Origin of the sequence: Streptomyces sp. YIM 98790 (genome assembly GCF_011421595.1) — a bacterium.
Classification (GTDB): Bacteria; Actinomycetota; Actinomycetes; order Streptomycetales; family Streptomycetaceae; genus Streptomyces.
In genome coordinates this window covers 1-22,042 of sequence record NZ_WTLH01000104.1, presented here as the reverse complement: position 1 = coordinate 22,042, position 22,042 = coordinate 1, and the positions used below count along the sequence as shown (strand labels likewise).

Genomic DNA, 22,042 nt, shown 5'->3' with positions numbered 1-22,042 from the left:
ACCCCGCGCGCCCGCCGGCCGTCACAGCCCCGTCCGTCCCCGCTGCCCGGGCAGCCGCGGCACCGGATGGTCCCCGGTCCTCCGCCCGGTCTCCGCGCCGTGCCGCAGCCGGCCGGTGGCCTCGGCGGCCTGCTGCCGTGCCCGGTACGCCGCCCGGTAGGCGGCCGGCGAGGCGCCGAGCTGCCGCCGGAAGTGTCCGCGCAGGGCCACCGGGGAGCGGAAGCCGCAGCGGCCCGCCACCTCGTCCACCGAGTAGTCCGACATCTCCAGCAGCCGCTGTGCCTGGAGCACCCGCTGGGTGATCAGCCACTGCAGCGGGGCGCTGCCGGTCAGCGCCCGGAACCGCCGGTCGAAGGTGTGGCGGCTCATGTAGGCGCGGGCGGCCAGCTGCTCGACGTCGAACTGCTCGTGCAGATGCTCCAGCGCCCAGGCCACCACCTCGGCCAGCGGGTCGGCCCCGATGTCCTCCGGTAAAGACCTGTCGAAGTAGCGGCTCTGACTCTCCGTCGCCGCCGCCGCGGCGGCGGTCTGCGGGCCGCGCCGCGAGGGCAGCACCAGCCGCCGGGCCAGCGCGCCGGCGGCCTCCGGTCCGTGGTCCTGGCGGACGATGTGCAGGCACAGGTCCATGCCCGCGGCGGTGCCCGCCGAGGTCATGATGTCCCCGTCGTCCACATAGAGTTCACGGGGATCGACATGCACCGACGGATATCGTTTGGCCAGCGTCGGGGCATACATCCAGTGCGTGGTGGCCGGGCGGCCGTCCAGCAGGCCGGCCGCGCCCAGCGCGAAGGCGCCGGTGCACAGGCCGACGATCCGGGCCCCTTCACTGTGTGCCCGCCGCAGCGCGGCCAGCGCCGGCGCGGGCGGCTGGCCGGTGATGGACCGCCAGGCCGGCACGATGACCGTGCCCGCGCGGGAGAGCGCCCCCAGCCCGTAGGGGGCGCGCAGTTCCAGGCCCCCGGTGGTGCGCAGCGGGCCCTCCTCCCCCGCGCAGGCCAGCAGCCGGTAGCGCGGTACCCCCGCGTCCTGGCGGTCGACGCCGAACACGGAGAGCGGGATGGCACTTTCGAACATCGGGGTCCCGCTGAACAGCAGCACCGCGACGACCTCGCGGCGGCGTCGGGCAGAGAGCTTCTCCGCGAAGGGGCGGCGCACCTTCGCGGGTTCGGGGCCGTGCGTTGGGTCCTCGATCATGCTCCTCAGTTCCCTCGGTTGTCGCATCCTCTCGGTCCTGCACGTTTCCCCCGAGTCCCCCTGGTGGGGTCAGCCAAGATCGAATCTACTGTGTCCGATGAGGTTGCCGGGACAAGTTCACCACTCGCCGTTAAGTCGACATGACTATGTGGCGCGAAGCATTCGATCAGGAAGCGTTCCACGGAGAAGCATCTGGCGGAAGTGCGCCTGCCAGTACCGCCGTTCGGTACACGCCCGGGTGGCGCCCGCAGCCGCGCCGGGCGAGAGCCCCGCCCGCGCCCTCCGGGCGTGGGCCACGCCCCGGGACCGCCGTCCGCCGAGGCCGCGCTCCGGGACCTCCGGGCGGTGGGCGCACCCCTCGACAGTCCGTGAAGTTGGCTGAAAATAAGAGTCTTCCACGGCCGGGAGAGACCCCTCGACAGCCAACTACCTGTCGTGTACAGCCGCACACCCAGGGGAATGCCGCCCGGTGGCCGCGGGTACCCCGGGGGAGATACCGCACGGGACGCGGCCGTTGCGCGGCAGCGGCCTGCTGCGGCATCCTTCCTGTCCCCCGGCCGGACCGACCGGAGCCGGACGTCTCAGAGTCTGGGCGGTAACCGGAACGACGCCGTATTCTGGAGGTGGAAGCTGTGGAAGCTGCTGTCTTCCCGACCGCCGGCCCCCGCACCGGGCGCCGCAGCCGGTACCCGCAGCCGGTCCTGCCCGCACCGACCATGTGAGGCCATCTCACCCGCATCAGATCGCCGAGACTTCGATGGCTGGCTACGAGCTCCCCGAACCCGCTGACCGCAAGCGGCCGGTCGCCGACCGTTCCGCTCCTTCCGGGTCGGCCGAAGAGTCGTGCTCCCCGCAGGACCCGGTCTTCCGCCACGGCATCGTGGTCGGCTTCGACGGCTCCACCTCCGCCGAGCGGGCGCTCGCCTATGCCGTCGGCATGGCGGTGCGCGCCGGATGCGGCCTGATCATCGTGCATGTGGCCAACCGGCTGCCCACCACGGTGTGGGCCGGATGCGAACCCCCCGCGCTGATCGACGTCCCCGATCACCGCACCGAGGTGCTGGGCCTGGAGCTGGCCTGCGCCGACTATCTGGCCGACGTGCCCTGGGTGCTGCTGGAGCGGGGCGGGGACATCTGCCACGAGCTGGAGGAGGTCGGCCGGGAGTACGCGGCCGACGCCATCGTGGTCGGCACCACGCAGGGACTGCTGGGCCGGCTGTTCGGGACGGTTTCCGGCCGCCTGGTGCGCCGTGCCCAGCGGCCGGTCGTCGTCATCCCCTGAGCGTTCCCCGGCCGTTCTGCGCCGGTCCGGCCGGCCGCCGCGGCCCGTGCGGGCGGCCGGCGGCGACAACGCGCCACCGGCCCAATTTTCTTGTCCGGCAGGTGGATTGTGCGCTTGTGATGGGCATAAAACTGACACACACGTGCTGCCGAGCGGGAGGTGACGGACCCGGCGGCGGCTCCCCGGCCGGCGGATGGGCGCCGCCGGCCAGGAATGGCGGCCCCCGTGGAGTGCGTATGGTGGCACGCACTCCTACGGGGGCCGCCCTGTGTCCGCGCGCGGCACCGGAGCGTCACCGTCCCGTCACCCGCTCCGGACGGGCACCCGCTCCGGACGGGCACCCGGGCGGATGCGGCGGGTCACTCCACGGTGACGGACTTGGCCAGGTTGCGGGGCTTGTCGATGTCCCGGCCCAGCATCAGCGCGGTGTGGTAGGCCAGCAGCTGGAGCGGGATGCCCATCAGCACCGCGTCCAGCTCGGGCTCGTTCTGCGGCACCACGATGGTGGCGTCCGCCTTCTCCTGCACCTGGTGCGCCACCGCCAGAATGCGGCCCTGGCGGGCCTTGATCTCCTCCAGGGTGGCCCGGTTCTTCTCCAGCAGCTCGTCGTCGGGCACGATCGCCACCGTGGGCACGGCGGGCTCGATCAGCGCCAGCGGGCCGTGCTTCAGCTCCGAGGACGGGTAGGCCTCGGCGTGGATGTAGGAGACCTCCTTCAGCTTCAGCGAGGCCTCCTTGGCCACCGGGAAGCCCCGGGTGCGGCCGACGAACATCATCGACTTGGCGTCCGCGAAGTCCTTGGCCAGCTCGATGATCCGGTCCTCGTGGCGCAGGATCTCGGCGATCTGCCCGGGCAGCTTGCGCAGGCCCTCGATGATCCGCTTGCCGTCCGCCACCGACAGGTCACGGATGCGGCCCAGGTGGAGGGCGAGCAGCGCGAACGCCACCGCGGTGTTGGTGAAGCACTTGGTGGACACCACGCACACCTCCGGGCCGGCGTGCACATAGATGCCGCCGTCGGCCTCCCGGGCGATGGCGCTGCCGACCACGTTGACGATGCCCAGCACCTTGGCGCCCTTGCGCTTGAGCTCCTGCACGGCCGCCAGGGTGTCGTAGGTCTCGCCGGACTGGCTGGCCACCACGTAGAGGGTGTCCGGCTCCACCACCGGGTTGCGGTAGCGGAACTCGCTGGCCGGCTCCGCGTCGGCCGGGATACGGGCCAGTTCCTCGATCATCTGGGCACCGATCATGCCCGCGTGGTAGGCGGAGCCGCAGCCCAGGATCTTCACCCGGCGCATGGAGCGGGCCTCCCGGGCGTCCATGTTCAGGCCGCCCAGCCGGGCGGTGCCGAACCGCTCGTCGATCCGGCCGCGCAGCACCCGGTCCACGGCGTCCGCCTGCTCGGCGATCTCCTTGTGCATGTAGGTGTCGTGGCCGGCCATGTCGTAGGACTCGGCCTCCCACTCCACGGTGGTCGGCGAGGCGGCGGTGCGGGAGCCGTCGGTGGTGTAGGTGCGGTAGTCGTCGGCCTTGAGGGTGGCCATCTCGCCGTCGTCCAGGGTGATCACCTGGCGGGTGTGGCTGATCAGCGCGGCCACGTCGGAGGCGACCAGCATCTCCTTCTCGCCGATGCCCAGCACCACCGGGGAGCCGTTGCGGGCGGCCACGATGCGGTCCGGGAAGTCGGCGTGCAGCACGGCCACGCCGTAGGTGCCCTCGATGTGGCGCAGCGCCTCGCGGACCTTCTCCTCCAGGGTGGCGGCCCGGGAGCGGCCGATCAGGTGGGCCAGCACCTCGGTGTCGGTCTCCGAGCGCAGCTCGACACCGTCCGCGGACAGTCTGGCGCGCAGTTCGGCGGAGTTGTCGATGATGCCGTTGTGCACCACCGCGACCTTGCCGTGGGTGTCCAGGTGCGGGTGGGCGTTCTCGTCGCTGGGGGCGCCGTGGGTGGCCCAGCGGGTGTGGGCGATGCCGCAGCTGCCGTTGAACCGGGCGGGTACCCGCGCCTCCAGGTCACGCACCCGGCCCTGGTTCTTGACGGTCTTCAGCCCGCCGCCCCGGCCGGAGCTGTGGATGGCGATACCGGCCGAGTCGTAGCCCCGGTACTCCAGGCGCTGGAGACCTTCCAGGAGCAGCGGGGCCACGTCTCGCCTACCGATGTATCCGACAATCCCGCACATCTGCGTCCTCCTGTGATCTCGGTTCTGTCCCGCAGTTCCGCCCCGGGTCCGCCTCGCCGGGCCGCCCGCCGGGCCGCTCAGCCGTAGACGATGCGCCGCAGCTGACGGACGGAGAGTCCGGGCGGCGCCACCGCGCGGTGCGGCAGTTCCTCGGCGATCCGCGTGAAGATCGCCTCGTTGCGCAGCCCCTGGGACTGCAGCTCGCGGTGGCGGCGGCGCACGAACTCCTCGGTCGTCTCGTCGAAGTAGGCCAGGACGTCGAGCACCACCCGCACGGCCTCCCCCCGGCCCAGCGATGTGCTGCGCACCAGGTGGTCGACCAGGTCGTCGTAGGGGGTTCGGCGTCCGGACACCCGGTAATAGTGCGGATGACAGCCGGTGAACGCAACAAACCTGCCCGATATCGGGCAGGAACGTGTCACAGATCGGTCCGGCGCGGCTCCCGGGCTAGAAGCGGTCCAGGACGGCCTTCTTGGCGGCGCGGAACTCCTCCTCGGTGAGAATCCCGGCCGCGTGCAGTTCGCCGAGTTCGCGCAGCCGGCGCAGCAGCGCGTCGTGGTCCTCGGGCGCGGCAGCGGCCGCAGCGGCCGGGCCGGGGGCGGAGGCGGGAACGGGGGCGGGGGCCGGGGCGCCCGGCAGGGCGGCGGGGGGTTCGGCGGCGGACTCCGCGGCGGCGCCGCGCGCCGGTTCGAAGGGGTGCGGCAGCCGGGCGGTCAGGGCGGCGGCCATCACCGCCACCTGCGCCGTCTCGCGGGCCGAGCGCAGCCCCCACAGCACCACGCAGTACGGGTCGTGGGCCGGCTTGACCCTGACCTGCGGGCCGCGGGTCAGCAGCCGCAGAAAGCCGTTCTCGAAGCCCTGGGCCAGCGCCCACTCCACCCCGGCCAGCTCGGTGAACGGCATCGTGCGGACGCCCGCGGACTTCTTGCTCTCCTCCGCGGCCCAGCCCCACTCCAGCCGGAGCAGTTCCCCGTCGAAGAGCAGGGTGCCGTCCGAGCCCTTGAGCACCAGCGGCACCGGGGGGCCGGGCAGCAGATAACGGTCCGCGGGACCGTCCGGCACCTGCTCCAGCAGCCGGGCGTCGCGCACCTCGGCGGCCAGGTACTCGGCGACCGCCGCGCCGCCGCGGTCCACCTCCAGCAGGTAGGGGTCGGCGGCCTCCGGCAGCCGGCCGGCGGTGGCCTGGGTGAACGGGTCCGCGCCCGGCCGCATGCGCAGCCGCAGCCTGCCGCCCGGCCCGGTCCGCCGGCCCGCCTTGCGCCCCGGCTCGAAGGAGACCCCGGCCACGGCGGCCAGCGGAACCGTCACCTCGCCCAGCGCCGCGCGCAGCGGATGCGTGCCCCGGCCGCTGCCGGGGACGATCCGTATCTCCTCGCCGTCGAAGTGCCACGCACCGTTCTCCTGGGTGATCTCCGCCATGCCCGCCATCATCCGTCAGGCGGCCACCGCACCACCAGCCGCCCGGCGGCAGCGTCACCGGCCGGCGGCGGACTTGTGCGGACCGCGGTGCACCCCCTTGGATTGCTGCATGATGCACTGGCCCACCGGGCGCGGGGGAACCGCCGCCCTGCTGCTCCCCCTCCTCCTGCTGGCCGCCTGCGGGCAGGAGCCGGACCGCGGCGAGCTGACGGCCCGCGCCCGGTCCGCCGGGACCTCCCCGGAGTACGTCCATGTCACCGAGGTCTCCGGCTACCGGGTGGTGCCGATGTCGGCCGGGGTGACCGGCGACCACGGCTTCGGCAGCCATTACGTCTCCGACGCGGACGGCTCCGTCTTCGAGCTCCGGGTGGACGACGGCAGCCTCGGCACGGTCTGCCCGACGTGCGAGCGGGACGGCGGGTTGCGGTACCGCCGGACGGACTCCGCCCGCCACGAGTACCTGCGCGAGGCGGACGGCCCCCTTGTGATCAGCGCCGGCGGCGACCCGGCGGCCGTGGACCGGGAGGTGCTGCGCGCCGCCGTGGAGCACGCCCGGCCGGCCGACGGCGCCGAACTGGACGCGCTGCTGCCGGAGTCGCCCGGGGACGGGGCGCCCGTGGAGCGGGGCGATCTGCCCCGCACCGGTGACGGCGCCCCGGTCGACCCGGAGGGCGCCGGCGGCTGAGCCGGCGCGGGTCAGGCGGGCAGGCCCAGATCGCGGGCGATCAGCATGCGCTGCACCTCGCTGGTGCCCTCGCCGATCTCCAGGATCTTGCTGTCCCGCCACATCCGGGCGACCGGGTACTCGTTCATGAAGCCGTAGCCGCCGTGGATCTGGGTGGCCTCCCGGGCATTGGTGACGGCGCTCTCCGAGGAGTACAGCTTGGCGATGGCGGCCTGCCGCTTGAAGGGCTCGCCGGCCATCAGCCGGGCGGCGGCGTCCCGCCAGGCCAGCCGCGCGGTGTGGGCGCGCATCTCCATGTCCGCCAGCTTGAACTGGATGGCCTGGTTGGCGCCGATGGGCCGGCCGAAGGCGGTGCGGGAGGCGGCGTAGGACAGGGATTCGTCCAGGCTGCCCTGGGCCAGCCCGGTGGCCAGGGCGGCGATGGCGATCCGGCCCTCGTCCAGGATGCGCAGGAACTGGGCGTAGCCGCGGCCCTCCTCGCCCAGAAGGTTGGCGGCCGGGACCCGGACGTCGGAGAAGGCCAGCTCATGGGTGTCCGAGGCGCACCAGCCGACCTTGGAGTAGGCCGGGGCCACGGTGAAGCCGGGGGTGCCGGACGGCACGATGATGCTGGAGATCAGCGGCGAGCCGTCGGGTTTGCGGCCGGTGACCGCGGTGACCGTGACCAGGCCGGTGATGTCGGTGCCGGAGTTGGTGATGAAGCTCTTGGTGCCGTTGATCACCCAGTGGTCGCCGTCCCGCACGGCGGTGGTGCGGGTGCCGCCGGCGTCGGAGCCGACGTCCGGTTCGGTCAGGCCGAAGGCGCCGAGCAGTTCGCCGCTGCACAGCCGGGGCAGCCACGCGCGCTTCTGCTCCTCGGTGCCGAACCGGTACAGCGGCATGGCGCCGAGCGAGACGGCCGCCTCCAGGGTGATGGCCACCGAGGAGTCCACCCGGGCGATCTCCTCCAGGGCGAGGCAGAGGGCGAGGTAGTCGCCGCCCATGCCGCCGTACTCCTCCGGGAAGGGCAGGCCGAACAGGCCCATCCGGCCCATGTCGCGGACGATGTCGTAGGGGAACTCGTGCCGCTCGTAGTGGCCGCCGATCCTGGGGGCGATCACCTCGTGGGCGAACGTCTCCACGGTGCGGCGCAGTTCCTCGTGCTCGGGGTCGAGCCGGTGGTCCAGTCCCATGGCGAGAACTCCTTGTGGGAGGCGGTGAGAGCGATGCTGCGCCGCCCCGGTGGGGTGCCGGTCGCGGCGGGTGGCGGCCGGTGGCGCCGCCGGTCAGAGGCGCCGGTCAGGAGGCGCCGGTCAGAGGTGCCGGTCAGGAGGCGCCGGTCAGGGCGCGGACGGTGCGGGAGGGGCTGGGGCGGCCGAGCTGTTCCGCCATCCACCGGCTGGTGGCGGCCAGCCGCTCCAGATCGACGCCGGTCCCGATGCCCAGGCCGTGCAGCATCCACAGCAGGTCCTCGGTGGCCAGATTGCCGGTGGCGCTGCGCGCGAACGGGCAGCCGCCCAGCCCGCCGGCCGAGGCGTCCACGGTGGTGACGCCGTGCCGCAGGGCGGTGAGGGTGTTGGCCAGGGCCTGGCCATAGGTGTCGTGGAAGTGGACGGCCAGCCGCCCGGTCTCCACCCCCGCCTCGCCGAGGGCGGTGAGCAGCGCGGTGACGTGTCCCGGGGTGGCCACGCCGATGGTGTCGCCCAGGCTCAGCTCGGTGCAGCCGAGCTCCAGCAGCCGGACGCCGACCCGCACCACGTCCGCCACGGCCACCGGCCCCTCCCAGGGGTCGCCGAAGCACATGGAGACATAGCCGCGGATACGGGACGCCCCGGCCCCGGCCGCACCGCTGATCACCGGGGCGAACATGGCCAGCGACTCCTCCACCGTGCGGTTGAGGTTGGCACGGGCGAAGGACTCGGTGGCGCTGGCGAAGACCGCGATCTCCCGGGCGCCCAGGGCCAGGGCGCGTTCCAGGCCGCGCTCGTTGGGCACCAGCACCGGCAGGGAGACCCCGCCGGCGGCCAGCGGGGCCAGCTCCGGGTAGAGCCGTTCGGCGTCGGCGAGCTGCGGCACCCACGCCGGGTGCACGAAGCTGGTGGCCTCCACGGTGGTCAGCCCGGCCCCGGCCAGGCGGCGGATGAACTCCGCCTTGACCGCGGCCGGGACGGTGGCGGGTTCGTTCTGCAGGCCGTCGCGCGGGCCGACCTCGTAGATGCGCACCCGGTCCGGCAGGCCGTCCAGCGGCACCCGCACGGGCAGGCCCTCCGGCGGCCCGGTGCGCCGCTCCCGCTCTTCCGTCATCACGCCTCCTCTGCGGTCGTGGCGGGCCGGCCGGGTCCGGGCTCGCCGGGTCCGGGCTCGCCGCGTTCGGGCTCGCCGCGTTCGGGCTCGACCACGGCGAGAAGCTGGTCCATGGCGACCGTGCTGCCCGCGGTCACGTCCAGCACGGCGACGGTCCCGGCGTGCGGGGCGGCGATGACGTGCTCCATCTTCATCGCCTCCACGATCAGCAGGGCCTGTCCCGCGGCCACCCGGTCGCCGGCGGCCGCCTTGACCACGGTGACCGTGCCGGGCATGGGCGCGGTGAGGCTGTCCGCCCCGGCGGCGGCCCGGGCTCCGGCGGCGGCCACCGGGTCGTGCGGCCGGACCTGCCAGGCGTCGCCGTCCCGGCCCAGCCAGTGGTCCCCGGCCGGGGTGCGGGCGTGGCGGAAGACGTGCCGTGTCCCGTCCAGTTCCAGCCGCAGCGGCCCGTCCCCGTGCCCGGTGCCGCTCTCCGTCCCGCCGAGCAGCCGGGCGGCGAGCGGCGGGCCGTCGCCGATGCGCACCTGGCCGTCGCGGACCGCCACGGTCACCGGCTGCCGTCCCGGGACCCGCAGCGGGTGGGGGGTCCAGGCCGGCTCGCCGCCGAGCCGCCAGCCGGACGGCACCGAGAACGGATCGGTCCAGCCGCCGTGGTCCCCGGCGGACGGTGCCGGGGCGAGGGCGGCGTGGCGCAGCAGGGCCGCCGCCGCGTACACCTCGTCCGGCACCCGGTCCGGCACCAGTGCGGCGGCGGTGCGGTCCACCAGGCCGGTGTCCAGTTCGCCGGAGCGGACCTCGGGCCGGTCCAGCAGGCGGCGCAGCAGCCCGGTGTTGGTGTCCACGCCCAGCACGGCGGTGGCGGCCAGGGCGGCGCGCAGCCGCCGCAGGGCGGTGGGCCGGTCCGGGCCGTGGGCGATCACCTTGGCCAGCATCGGGTCGTAGGCGGTGCCGATCTCGCTGCCGGGCAGCAGTCCGGAGTCCACCCGCACGCCCTCGCCCTCCGGTTCGGCGAGCAGCAGCACGCTGCCGGCCGAGGGCAGGAAGTCCACCCGCCGCTCCCCGCTCGCCACCCGGGCGGTCTCCGCGCAGATCCGCGCCTCGACGGCGTGTCCGCGCAGGGTGATGTCCGGCTGGCGCAGGGCCAGCGGCTCGCCGGCCGCCACCCGCAGCTGGGCCTCCACCAGGTCGATGCCGGTGATCAGCTCGGTGACCGGGTGCTCGACCTGGAGCCGGGTGTTCATCTCCATGAACCAGTACGCTCCGGGGTCGCCGCCGGGGACGATGAACTCCACGGTGCCCGCGCCCCGGTAGCCGCAGGAGCGGGCGGCCTCCACGGCGGCCCGGCCCATGGCCTCCCGGGTGGCGTCGTCCAGCAGCGGGCTGGGCGCCTCCTCGATGATCTTCTGGTGGCGGCGCTGCAGGGAGCATTCGCGTTCCCCGAGGTGCAGGACGTTGCCGTGGTCGTCGGCCAGGACCTGGATCTCGATATGGCGGGGGCGGTCGATCCAGCGCTCGACCAGCAGGGTGTCGTCGCCGAAGGAGCCGCGGGCCTCGCGGCGGGCGGCGGCGATCTCGTCGGCGAGGCGGTGCTCCTCGCGCACCAGCCGCATGCCCTTGCCACCGCCTCCGGCGGAGGGCTTGAGCAGCACCGGCATGCCGATCTCACGGGCCGCCGCGGCCAGCTCCGCGTCGCTGAGACCGCTGCCGGAGGAACCGGGCACCACCGGGACCCCCGCGGCGGCCACCGTCTGCTTGGCCCGGATCTTGTCGCCCATCAGCTCGATGGCCCCGGCGGGCGGGCCGATGAAGACCAGCCCGGCGGCGGTGACGGCGCGGGCGAAGGCGGCGTTCTCGGCGAGGAAGCCGTAGCCGGGGTGGACGGCGGCGGCGCCGGTGCGGCGGGCGGCGTCCAGCAGCCGGTCGATGGCCAGGTAGCTGTCGGCCGGGGCCTCGGGTCCGATCCGCACGGCGGTGTCGGCGGCCCGGACGTGGGCCGCGTCGGCGTCGGCGTCGCTGTGGACGGCGACCGAGCGGATGCCCATCCGGCGGAGCGTGCGCATCACCCGGACCGCGATCTCGCCGCGGTTGGCCACCAGCACCGTCTCGAACATCGCTGTCTCTCCCCTCACGTCCTGGCTCACGTCCGCGCTCACGTCCGGGCTCACATCCGGAAGACGCCGTAGCCGGCCTCGCCGAGCGGGGCGTTGCCGCAGGCGGTGAGCGCCAGTCCGACCACGGTGCGGGTCTCGGCAGGGTCGATCACCCCGTCGTCCCAGAGGCGGGCGGTGGCGTACCAGGCGTTGCCCTGGGTCTCGTACTGCCGCCGGACGGGCGCCTTGAACTCCTCCTCGTCCTCCGCGCTCCACTCCTCGCCGCGGGCTTCGAGCTGGTCGCGTTTGACGGTGGCCAGCACCGAGGCGGCCTGCTCGCCGCCCATCACGGAGATCCTGGCGTTGGGCCACATCCACAGGAAGCGGGGCGAGTAGGCCCGGCCGCACATCGAGTAGTTGCCCGCGCCGTAGGACCCGCCGATGACCACGGTCAGCTTGGGGACACGGGTGCAGGCCACGGCGGTGACCATCTTGGCGCCGTGCTTGGCGATGCCGCCCGCCTCGTAGCTCCGGCCGACCATGAAGCCCGAGATGTTCTGCAGGAACAGCAGCGGGATGCCGCGCTGGTCGCACAGTTCGATGAAGTGGGCGCCCTTCTGGGCGGACTCGGAGAACAGGATGCCGTTGTTGGCCACGATCCCCACCGGGTGGCCGTGAATCCGGGCGAAGCCGGTGACCAGGGTGGTGCCGTACTCGGCCTTGAACTCCTGGAAGCGGGAGCCGTCCGTGATCCGGGCGATCACCTCCCTTACGTCGTAAGGGGTACGCGGGTCGACCGGCACCGTCCCGTACAGCTCTCCGGGGTCGTACTTCGGCTCCTCGGCCGGTTCCACCGGCCAGGGCAGCGGGCCGCGCCGGGGCAGGGTGTCGACGATGGTCCGCACGATGCGCAGCGCGTGGGCGTCGTCCTCGGCCAGGTGGTCCGTGACACCCGAGGTGCGGGAGTGCACCTCGCCGCCGCCCAGCTCCTCGGCCGTGACCACCTCCCCGGTGGCGGCCTTCACCAGCGGCGGCCCGCCGAGAAAGATCGTTCCCTGGCCGCGGACGATGACCGCCTCGTCGCTCATCGCCGGCACGTACGCCCCGCCGGCGGTGCACGAGCCCAGCACGGCGGCGATCTGCGGGATGCCCCGCTCCGACATCCGGGCCTGGTTGTAGAAGATCCGGCCGAAGTGCTCCCGGTCCGGGAACACCTCGTCCTGCATCGGGAGGAACGCCCCGCCGGAGTCCACCAGATAGACACAGGGCAGGCGGTTCTCCAGCGCGACCTCCTGGGCGCGCAGGTGCTTCTTCACCGTCATCGGGTAGTAGGTGCCGCCCTTGACGGTGGCGTCATTGGCGACGATCACGGTCTCCCGCCCGGAGACCCGGCCGATGCCCGCGATCACCCCGGCCGCCGGGGCCTGGCCGCCGTACATGCCCTCGGCGGCCAGCGGGGCCAGTTCCAGGAAGGGCGAGCCCGGATCGAGCAGGGTGTCCACCCGGTCCCGGGGCAGCAGCTTGCCGCGCGCGGTGTGCCGGGCCCGTGCCTTCTCGCCGCCGCCGCGGCGGGCGGCGGCCAGCCTGTCGCGCAGTTCGGCCACCAGCTCCCGGTGGGCCCGCTCGTTCGCGCGGTACGCCTCGGCCGCAGGGTCGGCCGCACTGCCCAGCACCGGCGCCTGACGCATCGCCCGCACCTCCCTCACCGCGTTAATCGTCGTTAACCGCTCCTTCCGAGGTTAACGTCCGCTAACCCGGCTGTCTACAATGGGCTCCATGCCTGCTCAGACCCGCTTCTCCGGCTCCCCCCGCGGCGCCGCCGGCCCTTCCCGGCGGGAGCAGATCCTGCGGGAAGCGGGCCGTCTGTTCGCCGAGCGCGGCTTCCACGGGGTGGGGGTGGACGAGATAGGCGCGGCCGTCGGCATCAGCGGACCCGCGCTCTACCGGCACTTCGCCGGCAAGGACGCCATGCTGACCGAGCTGCTGGTCGGCATCTCCAGCCGGCTGCGCGACGGCGGCCTGCGCCGCGTCGCCGAGGCCGGGGCCGCCGGGCTGCCGCCGCTGGCCACCCTCGACGCGCTGATCGACGGCCATATCGACTTCGCCCTGGACGACCGCGATCTCATCACCCTGCACGACCGCGAGCTGGACCGGCTGCCGCAGGAGGAGCGCCGCCAGGTGCGGCAGCTCCAGCGCCAGTACGTCGAGCTGTGGGTGGAGGTGGTGCGGGCCGCCTACCCGGACCTGCCGGAGGACCAGGCGCGGGCCGCCGTGCACGCCGTGTTCGGGCTGCTGAACTCCACCCCGCACCTGAGCCGCCGGGCCTCCCTGCCGGACCGGGACGGCACCGCCGCACTGCTGCACCGCCTGGCCCGCGCCGCCTTCGCCGCCGCCCCGGCCGCCGCCGGCGCCTGAGGCGGCGCCGGCCGGCGCCCCGGGCGTCCCCGGGGCACCGGCCGGCGCACGGCGGGGGTCAGTGGGTGGTGCCGAAGTCGGACGGGGTGTAGGTCACGGGCGCGGCGCAGTTGGCCGGGCGGGGTCCGGGCGACTCCACGGGCGGCGGGTCGGAGAGGGCCGAGCCGTGGCAGAGCCGGAGGACCACGCGGTCGATCGGGCTCGGCAGCCCGGTGGACCAGTCCGGGGTGAGGACGAACGAGAAGGCGTCGCCGCGGGTCGTCACCACGGTCTCGCTGTCCACCACGGTGCGGCCGCTGTAGGCGGTGAACGTGGCCTCGGCGGTCGGCGGCACCAGGAAGAAACAGAGGCCGGGGTCGATCAGGGCGACCCTGCCGGTCACCTCGACCGCCGGCGGCTGCGGCGGGTGGGTGGCCTTGAAGATCAGCCTGCCCCCGGTGGCGCTGTTGAGGCAGTCGTCCTTGTGCTCGGCCGCGAACTGCCGGGTGACGTCCGCGTGGCGGGCCTGGGCGGCGGTGGGGAGGGCCATGGTCAGCGCGGCGGCGACGGCCGCCACCGCGGCTGCGCGCAGGGCCCTGGTTCGTCTGGCGCTCCTGGCTGCTGTCATGGGAAGTGCGGCTCCTTCAGGTGACGGATTCCTGGGCATGGGCCGTTCTGTGCTCAACGCCCCAGTGCTGTAGATACGTTGACGGGACGTCAGGTGGATCGCGCTCCCTCGCGTGAGCACCATAACGAGGCGCCGGGAGGGTGTAAACGCAGTCGGCGGGCGGGTGCCGGGCACGGTGCCGGGGCCGTCGCGGAGCACGCCCGCCCCGCCGGGGCGGGACGGGCGTTCAGGCGGTGAGCTCCTGGGTGAGGGCCTCGCGCAGCCGGGTGGCGCGCTGGGTGACCTCCTCCGGGCCGAGGGCCACGGCGCGCTCGCACCACTGACCGCAGGCCCCCAGGTCGCCGCGGCGCGCCGCGAGCAGCGCCAGGTGCAGCGCCGCCCGGCCATGCCCGGCCTCGGCCGCCCGGGTCCACCACAGCGCCGCCTCCGGCTCGCTGCCCTCGCGGGCCAGCAGCAGCCCGAGGTTGAAGGCGCCGTTCCGGCTGCCCGCCTCGGCGGCCATCCGGTACCAGCGCGCGGCCTCCACCACGTCGTCCCGCCCGGCGGCACGCATGCCCATGCGCACCTGCGCGCGCCGGTGGCCGCGCTCGGCCGCCCGCATGTACCAGCGCTCGTACTCGGGCAGGTCCGCCCGGTCGGTGCTGTCCTCGTCGGTGCGGGACCGGCCGAGGCCGGCATCGGTGTCGTTGCCGGCGGCGGTGTCCGGATCGGCGGCCGAGCCGTTGGCGTGGCGCTCCAGCCAGACGGCGAGACGGAAGGCGCCCTCGACGCTGCCGCCCGCCGCCGAGCGGCGCAGCAGCCCCTCGGTGACCTGCCGGTCCTCCTCCGAACGCGCCCCCGGGGCCAGCTCCAGGGCGACCTGGAGCGCGGCCTCGGCGTGCCCGGCCGCCGCCGCCTGCTCGTACCAGCGGCGCGCGATCCGGGACTCGCCCCGCCCGGCGTGGAGAATGCCCAGGTTGAACGCGGCGTCCACGCTGCCCGCCTCAGCGGCCTTGGAGAACCAGGGCTCGGCCCCGGTCTCGTCGCCCCGCTGCAGCAGCAGCACGGCCAGCGCATTGGCCGCCTCCCGGTGCCCGGTGTAGGCGGCGCGGCGGTACCACTGCTCGGCCTGGGCCATCCGCCCCTGCGCGGCGCACAGCAGCGCCAGGTTGAAGGCGCCGTTGATGTCGCCGGCCTCCAGGGCCGCCCGGTACCAGCGCTGCGCCTCCTGGCGCTCGCCGCGCTCGGCGTGCAGCGCACCCAGCGCGTTGGCCGCGGCGCCGTCGCCGTCGCGGGCGGCCCGGCGCCACCACTCCTCGGCGCTCTCGGTGTCCCCGGCGTCGCGCAGCAGGAAGCCGAGCGCGCAGGCGGCGCGCGGCTCGCCGGCCTCGGCCGCGGTCAGGTACCAGCGGGTGGCCTCGCCGATCTCGCCACGCTCCTCCAGCAGCGCGGCCAGGCGCAGCGCGGCCCGCCGGTGGCCGCGGGCGGCGGCGAACCGGAACCAGGGCTCGGCACCGCGGCCCTCGGGCGCGGCACAGGCGTAGCGGTAGGCGGCCTCGCGGTGGCCGCGCTCGGCCGCGGTGCGGAACCACTCCACGGCCTCGTCGTCCTCCCCGCGGTGGTCCAGCAGATCGGCGAGCGCGTAGGCGCCGGAGGCGTGGCCGGATTCCGCCGACTGGCGCAGCCAGTACTCGGCGGCCACGTCGTCACCGCGCTCGCGGTGGTGGCGGCCCAGGGAGTGCGCGGCGGCGGCGGAGCCGGCCACGGCGGCGCTGCGCCACCAGGTCGCGGCCTCCTCGGCGCGGCCGGTCTGGTGCAGCAGCACGCCGAGGTTGTTGGCGGCGCTGCGGTCACCGTCGGCGGCGGCCGCGCGCAGCGGCGCCTCGGCGCGCTCCAGATCGCCGTGGCGCAGCAGCCGGGCACCCAGCCGCGCGGCGTCCACGCCGTACCGGAACATCGCCTTGTCCCCCATACGGTCCATAGTCGCACCACCCGAAACCCGCGTACACCTGGTATACGCGGCCCACCGAAGTCACTTAGAGGTTTATCGACTTCCCGACAAGGCTACCGTCAAACACGGTATGCCCCACGGAGTTTCGGCGAGTCGGTGGGCAGTATTCCGGGGCGTGACGTCACGCCAGGTCAGCGCCCCGGACTCGGGGCGCCGAACAGATGCGCAGCGGGTCAGTCCGTCACATCGGTCCTTGCCGCAGGTGTGTGACGGACCGTCAGCCGTGGCCGAAAGGTGACGCGGCGTGCCGGAGAGGGCTCTCCGCCCGGGTCCCGCCACGGGACCCGGGTCGGAGGCGAGTGAGAAGGATCATGCCCGCCGGGAGCGGATCAGGCCGGGGCGGCGGGCAGGGCGGCGAGATCGAGCAGCAGATCGCGGACATCGGCCGCGGCAAGGGCGTCCCGCTTGTGCGCGGGATCGGTGCACAGCAGCACCGGGCCGTCCTGCGGATCGTCCGGCAGCCGGCCATGCGTGCCGCGCACCCAGCGGCCGTCCAGCGGCACCACGTCCATGGCATACCGCAGGCCCAGCTTCTTGCGGGCCAGGTTCAGCCCGGCCCGGGCCCGGGCGGCCACCGGCTCCGCCGGATCGAAGAAGAGTTCGGCGGGGTCGTAGCCCGGCTTGCGGTGGATCTCCACCCCCCGGGCGAAATCCGGTGCCCGGGCGTCGTCCGTCCAGTAGTAGTAGGTGAACCAGGACTCCGGGGCGGCCACCAGGACCAGTTCGCCGGACCGCTCGTGGTCCAGGCCGTGGTCCCGCTGCGCCGCGCGGTCCAGCACCAGGTCCACGCCGGGCAGGGAACGGCACAGCTCCGCCACGGCCGGCAGGTCGGCCGGGTCGGCGACATAGACGTGCGCCGCCTGGTGGTCGGCCACGGCGAAGGCCCGGGAGGCCCACGGGTCCAGGTACTCCATGCCGTGCTGGGTGTACACCTGGAGCAGCCCGGCCTCGCGCAGCGCCCGGTTGGGATGGACCGGCCGGGAGGCCCGGGTGATGCCGTACTCGGACAGCACCACCACGGTGGCTCCGGCCGCACGGGCGTCGTCCAGCAGCGGGGCCACGGTGCGGTCCACGTCCCGCACCGCGCGCACCGCCTGCGGGCTGTCCGGGCCGAAGCGCTGCAGGTCGTAGTCCAGGTGCGGGACGTAGACCATGGTCAGGTCCGCCCGGGGCAGCAGGCGGCGGGCGGCGGCGGTGATCCACCGGCTGGAGGCCAGGGAGGCGGTCGGCCCCCAGTACTGGAAGAGGGGGAACGGGCCCAGTCCGGAGGTCAGTTCGCCGTGCAGCGAGGGCGGCCGGGTGTAGCAGTCCGGGGACTTGCGGCCGTCGGCGTGGTACACGGGCCGCGGCGTGACCGTCCAGTCGGTGGACGCACCCATCGCATACCACCAGCAGACATTGGCCACCCGGTAGCCGGGGCGGGACCGGCGCGCGGTCTCCCACACCTTCTCGCCCCGCACCAGGCGGTTGTGCTGCCGCCAGAGGAAGATCTCGCCCAGCTCCCGGAAGTACCAGCCGTTGCCCACGATGCCGTGCCGGGCGGGCGGCAGGCCGGTGAGGAAGGTGGACTGCACCGAGCAGGTGACGGCGGGCAGCACGGTGTCCAGGCGCGCCTGCCAGCCCTCCCCCGCCAGGGCGCGCAGCGCGGGCGCGTGCCGCAGCAGCCGGGGCGTCAGCCCCACCACGTTCAGCAGCAGAATGCGGCGGTCGGTGCTCATGGTGTGGCCTCCTCGGCGGGGGTGAGCCCGGCGCGCCGCAGGGCACCGGCGGTCCAGCGCAGCTCGGCGGCCAGGCCGGCGGCGAGCGCGGCGTCCCCGTCCGGGCGGCGGGACTCGGGCAGCACCGACCAGGTGTAGGTCTCGGCCTCCACGTGATCGGTGAGCGGGGCCGGGCCGGCGAACAGGGCCCGCAGGGTGGACTCCAGATGGTCCTGGGTCGCCTCCAGGGGCGGCTCCGGGCGCTGGTGCACGGGGACGTGGAAGTGCACCCGCCACGGGCCGTTCCCCGGCAGCGGGCCGTCCGGCCCCGGGCCGGGCCCGGCAGCGGTGGCGGTGGCGGTGCCCGTGCCGGCGGCGGAAGCACCGGTGCCGGTGGCGGCGGCGGGCGGCGGGGGGCCGTGCAGGGCCCCGGGCAGGTCGTCACGGCGCCGCACCCGCCCCCCGGCTTGAGGGGACCGCTCCCGCACCTGGTGCAGAAAGCGGTCCTCGGTGTAGCGGGACAGCGCGGCCCGGGTGGCCGGATCGCCGGGCGCGGCGGCGTGCAGCGCCGCCGACGCCTGGGTCTTCACCACCGGCAGCCCGGCGGCGGCCAGCCGGTCCAGGGCGGCCGCCGGCTCCTCGAACGCCACCGCCAGATGGCAGGCGTCCAGGCAGATGCCGATCCGTTCGGTGTCCACGCCCCCGGGACCGCCCAGCTGCTCCACCGCCTCGGCAACGGTTTCCACGGTGCAGCCCGGTTCCGGCTCCAGTCCGACCCGGACGGTGCGCCCGGTCTCGGCCGCCAGTCCGGCCAGGCCCTCGGCCAGCCGGTGCAGCCGGTCCAGGGCGGCCGCGCGCCGCCCGCCGTCCCAGGGCTCCCGCCAGGCCAGCGGCACCGTGGAGACGCTGCCGCGCGCCGCGTCCGGGGGCAGCAGGCGGCTGAGCACCCGTGCGCAGTCCAGGGTGTAGGCCAGACGCTCGGCGGTCGTCCAGTCCGGGTGGTATACGGCCTTTTTCACCACCGGGGCGTGGAAGTTGCGGTACGGGAAGGCGTTCAGGGTGACGGTCTCCAGCCCGTGCCGGTCCAGGGCGGCGCGCAGCCGCTCGGCCGCGGCCGGGCCGGCCGCCAGCCGGGCGGCGGCCGGGGCGGGCAGCCACAGGCCGAGGCCGAGCCGGGAGACCCCCAGCCGGGCCCGCACCGCGGCACCGAAGCGGCAGACCTGCGCGGTCAGTTCGTCCGGGTCCTCGGCCAGCGGATGGACATTGGTGCAGTACGCGAGGTGGACGGCGGTGCCGTCCGGGTGCGTGAAGCGCATGCGGTTCCTCCCTTCCCCTCCCGGTCTCAGGCGGTGGCGTCGGGACGGGCGCCGCGCAGCACGGAGTTGCCGGCGAAGGTGGCGGACGGATCGGCGGCGCCCGGCTCCAGGGCGTCCAGCAGCAGCCGCCCGCTCTGGCCGTAGAACTCCACCGGGTTGCGCCACAGCACCCGGTCGACGTCGTCCTCGGTGAAGCCGGCCTCGCGCATGGCGTGGCCCGTCCTGGCCGTCTTCAGCGGGTCGCTGCGGCCCCAGTCGGCGGCCGAGTTGACGATCATCCGTTCCAGGCCGCGCTCGGTGAGGATGCGCACCATGCGGTGCTCGTCCATCTTGGTGTCCGGGTAGATGGAGAAGCCCATCCAGCAGCCGGAGTCGGCGACCATGCCCACGGTCACCTCGTTGAGGTGGTCCACGAGCACCCGCTCGGGGGGCAGGCCGGAGGCGGCGACGAGTTCCAGGGTGCGGCGGGTGCCGGCCGCCTTGTCCCGGTGCGGGGTGTGCACCAGGACCGGCAGGCCGTGCTCGGCGGCCAGGTCGAGATGGCGGCGGAAGACCTTCTCCTCGTCGCTCGTCATGGAGTCGAAGCCGGTCTCCCCCACCGCCACCACGCCGTCCTTGGCCAGGTAGCGGGGCAGGAAGTCCAGCACGGGGAGGCAGTCCGGGTCGTTGGCCTCCTTGGGGTTCAGGGCGATGGTGCAGTGGTGCCGGATGCCGAACTGGGCCGCCCGGAAGCGTTCCCAGCCGATCAGCGTGTCGAAGTAGTCGCGGAACGAGCCGGGGCTCGTGCGCGGCTGGCCCAGCCAGAAGGAGGGCTCGGTCACCGCGCGCACACCGGCGGCGTACATCGCCTCGTAGTCGTCGGTGGTGCGCGAGGTCATGTGGATGTGGGGGTCGAAGATGCGCATGGGTTCTCCGGTGACGTACGCCGTGGGCGGCCGGTGTCGGATGCGGACGCCGGTCACGGAAGGTCGGGGAAGAGGGCGAGAATGCGGCGGGCGTCCGGCGGCACGGGCCGGCCGGCGGCCTCCCGCTCGGCGGCGTAGTCGGCCGTCATGCGGGCCAGTTCGCCGTCCGCGCGGTCGGTCCAGCCGGCCACCGCGTCCAGCGGGACGCCGGTGAACAGGCACTTCAGCACGGCCTGCCGCCAGGCCGGCGGGGGAAGCCGGCGCGCCGCGTACGGGCCGAGGGCGGCGGCCACCAGCCGGGGGTCGTTGGTGCGCAGCGCGTCCGTGACCAGCGGCAGACCGGCGTCGCCCAGCGGCTCCGCACCGCCGTCCATGGTGTCCGGGTCGTCCAGCGGGTCCAGGGCGCGCAGCACCGCGCGTTTCTCGTCGGCGTCCCCGTAGCGGTAGAGCGCGGTGACCTCCTCGGCGAGACGGGCGGCCGGCCAGCGGCCGGCCCGGGCGGCGGCCACCAGCAGCACCGCCCGGGCACGGTCCTCGACGCGCGGGGTGCGCAGGCCGCCGGGATCGGCCGGATCGGTGGGCCCGCGTCCGGCGGTGCGGGCCACGGCCGGGAAGAGCACGGCGATCCGCTCCGGCGCGGCACGCACCTCGGCCAGCAGCGCGTCCAGCGCGGTACCGGTGGCACCGGAGGCACCGGAGGCGGGGGGCATGCCGCCGGCGGCGGGTCCGGAGGAGGTCATCGGGGCACCTTCTTCCCGTTCTTCCCGTTCTCCCTGTTCTTCCCGTTCTCCCTGTGCTTCACGTTCTCCCTGTGCTTCACGTTCTCCCCGTTCTTCCCGTCGTTCGCGTTCTTCCGGGCGGCCTCCTCGGCGGCCCGCAGCGCGGAGAGGGAACGGGCGGCCACCACCGGGGCGGCGTGCGCGTGCCGGGGCAGTTCGACCGCCACCAGCCCGCGGTAGCCGATGTCGAGCAGGGCGCCCAGCGCGGCGGGCAGATCGATCTCGCCGTCGCCGAACTCCAGGTGCTCGTGCACCCCCGGCCGCATGTCGTCCGCCTGGACGTTGGCCAGCAGACCGCCGGTGCCGCGGATGCAGTCGGCGGCCGGCAGGGGCTCGTTGCACACGCAGTGGCCGAGGTCGATGGTGGTGCGCAGGGCGGCCGGGCCGCCGAGGCGGCGGCGCAGCTCCGCGACCCCGGCCAGGGTGTCCACGAACATGCCGGGCTCCGGCTCGAAGGCGCAGACCACGCCGTGGCGTCCGGCCTCGGCGAGCACCTCGGCGGTGCCCTCCGTCAGCCGCCGCCAGCCCTCCTCGGCCGGGGTGCCGGACGGCAGGGTGCCGGACCAGAAGGAGACCGCCTCGGCGCCGAGTCCGGCGGCGACCCGGACCGCGCGGCACAGGTAGTCGACGCGCCGCTCCCGGCCGTGCTCGGAGACCAGGGTCGGTTCGTGCTTGTGCCAGGGGTCGAGCACATAGCGGGCGCCGGTCTCCACGACCACGGCGAGGCCGAGGGCGTCCAGGCGGCGGCGCACCGCCTCGGTACGGGCCGCCAGGTCCGGGGCGAACGGGTCCAGGTGCGGGTGGTCGAGGGTGAGCGCCACGCCGTCGTACCCGAGCCCGGCGATCACCTCCAGGGCCTCGTCCAGCCGGTGGTTGACGAACCCGTTGGTGCCGTACCCGAACCGCAGGCCGGCGCCCGCGGCCGGACCGGGTGCTGTGGGGCCGGAGGTCATGTGGGGGACACCACCTTGGAGGCGAGACGGGCGACGGGGCCGGAGGCGGCCAGCAGGGCCGCGACGACCGGCGCGCCGGACCTGGCGACCAGCGCGGACTGCAGGGCGGTCACCCCGCGGATACCCGCTCCGGTGGCACCGCGCACGATGACCGGATCGGGGTGCAGGGCGGCCGCCGTCTGGGCGCGGCCGACCGTGCCCGCGTAGACGGCGGCCAGCGCGGCGCCCGCCGGCACCGGCCGGTGCG

Annotated in this window: 18 protein-coding genes and 1 pseudogene; 3 read left to right on the top strand and 16 right to left on the bottom strand. The window is 74.7% G+C overall.

What is annotated here, in order from left to right; all coding sequences use genetic code 11:
* Positions 1-21 precede the first annotated feature (21 nt).
* Positions 22-1,194: a GlxA family transcriptional regulator gene (locus GQS09_RS17650; protein ID WP_243761513.1), complete on the bottom strand. Its 1,173-nt coding sequence runs from the start codon at positions 1,192-1,194 to the stop codon at positions 22-24.
* A gap of 757 nt (positions 1,195-1,951) precedes the next feature.
* On the opposite strand from GQS09_RS17650, the gene GQS09_RS17645 reads away from it, so the two are divergent.
* Positions 1,952-2,476 carry a universal stress protein gene (locus GQS09_RS17645; protein WP_165987326.1) on the top strand — a complete coding sequence of 175 codons (525 nt, stop codon included), beginning with the start codon at positions 1,952-1,954 and terminating at the stop codon, positions 2,474-2,476.
* A 359-nt stretch (positions 2,477-2,835) separates the two neighbouring features.
* Here GQS09_RS17645 and glmS read toward each other — a convergent pair whose 3' ends face one another.
* The 3 genes from glmS to GQS09_RS17630 all read right to left on the bottom strand — a co-directional run bounded on the left by glmS (position 2,836) and on the right by GQS09_RS17630 (position 6,075).
* A complete protein-coding gene (gene glmS / locus GQS09_RS17640; RefSeq protein ID WP_165987325.1) occupies positions 2,836-4,656 on the bottom strand; it encodes a glutamine--fructose-6-phosphate transaminase (isomerizing) in 1,821 nt (606 codons plus the stop codon).
* Between the two features lie 77 nt (positions 4,657-4,733).
* On the bottom strand, positions 4,734-5,009 hold the full coding sequence (locus GQS09_RS17635) for a hypothetical protein (protein ID WP_165987323.1): 276 nt from the start codon (positions 5,007-5,009) through the stop codon (positions 4,734-4,736).
* 94 nt (positions 5,010-5,103) lie between these two features.
* Positions 5,104-6,075, bottom strand: coding sequence for a DUF4429 domain-containing protein (locus GQS09_RS17630; RefSeq protein ID WP_165987321.1), 972 nt, complete (start codon positions 6,073-6,075; stop codon positions 5,104-5,106).
* A 109-nt stretch (positions 6,076-6,184) separates the two neighbouring features.
* Here GQS09_RS17630 and GQS09_RS17625 point away from each other — a divergent pair, with 109 nt between their 5' ends.
* On the top strand, positions 6,185-6,760 hold the full coding sequence (locus tag GQS09_RS17625; RefSeq protein WP_165987320.1) for a hypothetical protein: 576 nt from the start codon (positions 6,185-6,187) through the stop codon (positions 6,758-6,760).
* A gap of 11 nt (positions 6,761-6,771) precedes the next feature.
* On the opposite strand, the gene GQS09_RS17620 is transcribed toward GQS09_RS17625, so the two are convergent.
* From GQS09_RS17620 to GQS09_RS17605, 4 genes are all read right to left on the bottom strand, one after another.
* The gene (locus GQS09_RS17620) at positions 6,772-7,932 is read right to left on the bottom strand and encodes an acyl-CoA dehydrogenase family protein (RefSeq protein ID WP_165987318.1); all 1,161 of its coding nucleotides are present in this window, start codon (positions 7,930-7,932) and stop codon (positions 6,772-6,774) included.
* Positions 7,933-8,065: 133 nt separating this feature from the next.
* The gene (locus tag GQS09_RS17615) at positions 8,066-9,043 is read right to left on the bottom strand and encodes a hydroxymethylglutaryl-CoA lyase (protein ID WP_165987317.1); all 978 of its coding nucleotides are present in this window, start codon (positions 9,041-9,043) and stop codon (positions 8,066-8,068) included.
* Complete coding sequence (locus GQS09_RS17610) at positions 9,043-11,154, bottom strand: biotin carboxylase N-terminal domain-containing protein (protein ID WP_165987315.1); 2,112 nt, start codon at positions 11,152-11,154, stop codon at positions 9,043-9,045. Before GQS09_RS17610 ends, GQS09_RS17615 begins: the two co-directional genes overlap by 1 nt.
* A gap of 50 nt (positions 11,155-11,204) precedes the next feature.
* Complete coding sequence (locus tag GQS09_RS17605; protein WP_165987313.1) at positions 11,205-12,821, bottom strand: carboxyl transferase domain-containing protein; 1,617 nt, start codon at positions 12,819-12,821, stop codon at positions 11,205-11,207.
* Positions 12,822-12,909: 88 nt separating this feature from the next.
* Here GQS09_RS17605 and GQS09_RS17600 point away from each other — a divergent pair, with 88 nt between their 5' ends.
* The gene (locus tag GQS09_RS17600; RefSeq protein ID WP_165987312.1) at positions 12,910-13,548 is read left to right on the top strand and encodes a TetR/AcrR family transcriptional regulator; all 639 of its coding nucleotides are present in this window, start codon (positions 12,910-12,912) and stop codon (positions 13,546-13,548) included.
* A 58-nt stretch (positions 13,549-13,606) separates the two neighbouring features.
* Here the strand turns inward: GQS09_RS17600 and GQS09_RS17595 are convergent, their stop codons facing one another.
* The 8 genes and pseudogenes from GQS09_RS17595 to GQS09_RS17560 form a co-directional block, all read right to left on the bottom strand.
* Positions 13,607-14,155 (bottom strand): hypothetical protein, encoded by a 549-nt coding sequence (locus GQS09_RS17595; RefSeq protein WP_165987310.1) that lies wholly within the window; start codon positions 14,153-14,155, stop codon positions 13,607-13,609.
* Positions 14,156-14,381: 226 nt separating this feature from the next.
* Positions 14,382-16,106, bottom strand: coding sequence for a tetratricopeptide repeat protein (locus GQS09_RS17590; RefSeq protein WP_165987330.1), 1,725 nt, complete (start codon positions 16,104-16,106; stop codon positions 14,382-14,384).
* A gap of 368 nt (positions 16,107-16,474) precedes the next feature.
* Positions 16,475-17,863 carry an alkaline phosphatase family protein gene (locus GQS09_RS17585; RefSeq protein ID WP_165987308.1) on the bottom strand — a complete coding sequence of 463 codons (1,389 nt, stop codon included), beginning with the start codon at positions 17,861-17,863 and terminating at the stop codon, positions 16,475-16,477.
* On the bottom strand, positions 17,860-19,158 hold the full coding sequence (eboE, locus tag GQS09_RS17580; protein WP_165987307.1) for a metabolite traffic protein EboE: 1,299 nt from the start codon (positions 19,156-19,158) through the stop codon (positions 17,860-17,862). The genes GQS09_RS17585 and eboE overlap by 4 nt, the downstream gene beginning before the upstream one ends.
* Positions 19,159-19,184: 26 nt before the next feature.
* Positions 19,185-20,063, bottom strand: a complete 879-nt coding sequence (locus GQS09_RS17575; protein WP_165987305.1) for a TatD family hydrolase — start codon at positions 20,061-20,063, stop codon at positions 19,185-19,187.
* Positions 20,064-20,116: 53 nt separating this feature from the next.
* On the bottom strand, positions 20,117-20,803 hold the full coding sequence (locus GQS09_RS17570; RefSeq protein ID WP_243761512.1) for an EboA domain-containing protein: 687 nt from the start codon (positions 20,801-20,803) through the stop codon (positions 20,117-20,119).
* Positions 20,800-21,795, bottom strand: coding sequence for a sugar phosphate isomerase/epimerase (locus GQS09_RS17565; protein WP_165987303.1), 996 nt, complete (start codon positions 21,793-21,795; stop codon positions 20,800-20,802). The genes GQS09_RS17570 and GQS09_RS17565 overlap by 4 nt, the downstream gene beginning before the upstream one ends.
* Positions 21,792-22,042 (bottom strand): annotated as a pseudogene (locus tag GQS09_RS17560) (prenyltransferase); the annotation flags it as partial. The pseudogene GQS09_RS17560 and the gene GQS09_RS17565, both read right to left, overlap by 4 nt.